Annotated in this window: 2 protein-coding genes and 2 pseudogenes; 2 read left to right on the plus strand and 2 right to left on the minus strand. The window is 63.9% G+C overall.

The window, feature by feature from the left end; genetic code table 11:
• Nucleotides 1–232: pseudogene (locus OTB20_RS41850) on the plus strand (hypothetical protein); the annotation flags it as partial.
• A 13-nt stretch (nucleotides 233–245) separates the two neighbouring features.
• Here OTB20_RS41850 and OTB20_RS41855 read toward each other — a convergent pair.
• On the minus strand, nucleotides 246–1,016 hold the full coding sequence (locus tag OTB20_RS41855) for a polysaccharide deacetylase family protein (protein ID WP_267825142.1): 771 nt from the start codon (nucleotides 1,014–1,016) through the stop codon (nucleotides 246–248).
• Nucleotides 1,017–1,632: 616 nt separating this feature from the next.
• On the opposite strand from OTB20_RS41855, the pseudogene OTB20_RS41860 reads away from it, so the two are divergent.
• Nucleotides 1,633–1,728, plus strand: a pseudogene (locus OTB20_RS41860) (IS5/IS1182 family transposase); the annotation flags it as partial.
• 605 nt (nucleotides 1,729–2,333) lie between these two features.
• Here OTB20_RS41860 and OTB20_RS43085 read toward each other — a convergent pair.
• Entirely contained in the window at nucleotides 2,334–2,720 is a 387-nt protein-coding gene (locus OTB20_RS43085) for a L,D-transpeptidase family protein (protein WP_420716619.1), read from the minus strand.
• Nucleotides 2,721–3,759 lie beyond the last annotated feature (1,039 nt).

Consider the following 3,759-nt stretch of genomic DNA (forward strand, 5'->3'; position numbering starts at 1 on the left):
GGAGACGTGGAACCCCGGCGCACCCGCAGCGTTACGCGACGGCCCCACACCCGACCACACGGGACAAATAGGGCGAAACGCCAAGTCGACCGAGGTCATCACGCCGCAGAAGGATCGAGGCCAGTACCGGCCCCAAACCCTCGACGGCTTCATAGCCGGCACCGGCCTGACCCTCGACGACCCAACATCACCTGATGAGCCAAAGTCAGTAAAGGGCATTACGCCTAGCTAGGTAAAACCCCCTCTCAGGTGGCGTCCGGGCCTTTGGGAAAGCTGAACGTGTACCCCTCAGCCTTGAGAAGTGGAAGCAGCTCGCGTAGGGCTTGGACCGTGTGAGACCGGTTGCCTCCGCCGTCGTGGAGCAAGATGACGGAGCCGTTCCTAAGCTGCATTTTCACCGTTTGTAGGATCATTTGTGCGTCTCGTGCCCGGTAGTCGCTGGGATCGACGCTCCAGCCTAGGCTGGCCATGCCGTGCATGGCTGCGACTTCCCGGCTTTCCGGCGTGAAGGCACCTCCAGGAGCCCGGTAGTACCACAGACGCTCGCCGCCCGAGGCCGTCTCGATCATGCGCTTAGCGTCGAGGATTTCCTTCGTCTGATAGGCAAGGCCTTCCTTGTCCATGGCCATGTTGTGGTTCACCGAGTGGTTGCACAGCCGGTGACCGGAGGCGACGATCTGCCGGACGAGGTCCGGGTACCGCTCGGCATCGCGTCCTGTGATGCAGAAGACGGCTTTGACGCCGTTCTCCTCAAGCACGGCCAGTGCCTGCGGAGTCCATTGCGGATGCGGCCCGTCGTCCAGAGTGATACTGACGGACTTCCCGCCGGCCTCGGTTCCATGGCGAACAAGAACCGAGCTGACATGTCCAGGCGCCTTCTCAGGCGCGCTGACAGAGCCGTCTTGCTGCTTCTCTCCTGTGGCTGCGGGCTCTGGGGAGTGTGCGATCAGGGCCATCGCCGCGGCCGTGGAGACCACCATCGCGGCTGCAACGACGGTCAGGGCTGTGCGGTTCATGATGCTGCCCCGGTCATCCCTCGACGCTTTGCGAGCAGCAGCACAACCAGGCTGATCACCAGTGGGCCGACCGCAGATGAGGCGATGTCGCCCCCGCCGGCCTGGGCCACCGCTCGCGATACAGCCCAGGCGACCAGCCCTGCGGAAGCGCAGGGCGCCAGATGTATGTGCTCCTCCGGAGAGAGACTGCGGACCACCAGGTCTTGTCGCCCGCGCTGACCCACACGGATCGCCAGGTTCGTCCCCATGTCACCAACCCTTCCGCATGTCCCTCCTTCTCCTCTCCTCTGGAACGGGGAGGAGAGAAGGAGTCCCCCGATTTGACGGCGGGATAGTCCAGACATCAGTGTCGGAGAGGTCTGGCGGGAGGTCGCTCCCCTGATCGGACCCCGTGGCGGGGGACAGCCCCTCCGCCTCGCGACGGGCAGAGAACGACGATCATGCGTGAACGTCCAAATGCTCCTACTCGGCTTCCGCCGGTATGCGATGGTCAAACACCGCGAGCATTTTCAACTCGGCCACCGATCGGGTGACCACGGGGTGGCCGTGAAACGAGCAGAGCCCCCGGGCTGTTGAGCAAGGTGTCGAAGCTCAACTCTTCAGCCTGGGAGCTCTGTTGGTTCCCTATCGTGCCGTACTCGATGTCCCGCACGCACTCGTCGAGTGGGTCACGATGCTGATCGTCATCCGCGAGGGTGACCGGCGGTGCAAGCGGGTCTGTGTAGCGAACAGTGGAACTCGTCGGATTCGTTAGCGGCGTCCGGTGGTGAGCCGACCGTCGAAGGTGATATCGAAGGCCTGGAGTGCGGCCTTCTATCGCATGGCAGGGTCATTGAGGTCTTCTCGGCAACCTGTCGGTTGCGGTGCGTGACAATTCGAGGTGCGTTGGCTGTGGGCTGGTGACCCGGGTCAGGAATGAGTGAAGCCCCTGGTAGCAACAGGTCTGCGAAGATCACTTCCGCACAACCAGAGGTCCACGTGCCCTCCAGTCCATATATACCGCTGTGCTCGATGCCAGCAGGGAGACTGCCGAACACCTCTTGCGGCTTCTGCGCGAACACCGTGTCCGGCTCGGTACTCGCTCGCTGGCGCCGAAGCGGTGTTGATCGTGAACGAGATCGGCTTCGCCACCAAACAGCCGTACCGCCACCACGGCCGCACGGCAGAGAAGCGACCTCAGGAACGATCATCGCGGACCCGACCTCACCCCCGCAGGGAATTGCGCAGCAGAGTCGGGGTTCGCCTCAAAACTCAGTCCCTCAAAGATCGGGCGCACGCTACACGGGCGTGAAATCGTCCACCGCGAGCGGGGATGAGTCAGCGCCGGAGTGAATCGGCATCCCCCATGACGACGACCGGCTGCTGCTCGGGATCGAGCGCGAGGAGAAGTTCCTCCATGTGTTGCCTAGTGAGGCTCACGCAACCCTGGGTGGGCCCGCCGTGGCTCACGTGCAACCATATGCCGCCACCCGCTTCAGGTCCCAAAGGGCGCTGCCGGTCCAGAGGGGTGGTTCCCCGCACTCGGTTGTAGTCGATGCCGACGACATAGTCGAAGGAGCCCGCGAGGGGTGTGCCAAGAAAATCGCGGCCTCGCAACGTAAAGCTAAAGGATTGGTCGTACGGGAGTCTGGTTCCTGGGTTGGGAAGAAGCCCGCCGGCGGCGGTGAGCGTGAACGCGCCGATCGGCGTTCGGAGATCACCCAAGCGGTGGTCGTCAGTCCAGCCCTTAAGAGCGTTCTGCGTGGGCCATACGACTCCTGGTTGCCACCCGGCGGTGGTCCTCCGGTACAACACCGCTCGGGAGATCGACGAGTCTTTCGCCTGACCGGTGATCAGTAGAACTTGGCGCGAGGCCCGGGGAATGCCAGCGAGCGTTCGAGGTCCTACGCCCGGCAACCCTACGGAGGTGATGACTCCGCTCGTTTCCGTGGGAGGGGATGCCTGCTCATGCAGCAGCCTTTCAGCGGCGGCGGACGTGGCAGCTCGTGGGTCGCCATCCCGAGAGGGAACTTTTGTCCGCGCGTGCAAGCCTGTTTCGGCGCTATTCCCCGAGCAGCCGACGAGCATGGCGACCAGCACGAAGGCTGTGGCCGCCATCGCTGGCGCGTTTGAGCGCGGGGGGGAGGCGATCGCTTGGGGGCGTCCGAGCCGCTGAAGGATGTGGGGAGCGTTCGATGGATCCATACCGCCAACCTGGATGAGACCTGTCAGGAAGTGATCAGCTCACCCCTATAAGGTCTCCTCGTGGTAGTAGGGCCCGCATCGTTAAGGCACGGGGGTGGGTTTCTCAATTTGCCGCCACGCCCTTCTTCAGCCTGCGTCAAGATCGCCTCCCGCGCATGCCGGCATGTAGCTGTCCGGTACTCGGCGGTGCTCTGACATGAGGTAAAGGGCGCCGTTGAAGTTGTTTGTGCATTGGCTCCCTGGCCGGGTGCAGTGGGGCAGACATGCAGCCGGTTGCCCGGGGCCCGGCTGAACCACGGCCCTGGGCCGACGGTACAGCGTAAAGAGGCAGGGACATGACAGTTGGCGAGCTGAGTGGTCCTGAGGCACTGGTGCCCCCTGTCCGCTGTTCCCCCGAACGGGTGTCTGAAGGATTGCACTGGACCGCTACCTCGCGGTGTGGATCCTGCCCGTCATGGCCGTCGGCCTGGGCCTCGGCCGTCTCGTTCCCGGCAGGAACGACGCAGTCGCGAAGATCGAGGGAGGCCGGGCTTGGTCCCGAGCTGCTGCAGCTCGGGAC

Origin of the sequence: Streptomyces sp. H27-H1 (assembly GCF_026627445.1) — a bacterium.
Taxonomy (GTDB): Bacteria; Actinomycetota; Actinomycetes; order Streptomycetales; family Streptomycetaceae; genus Streptomyces.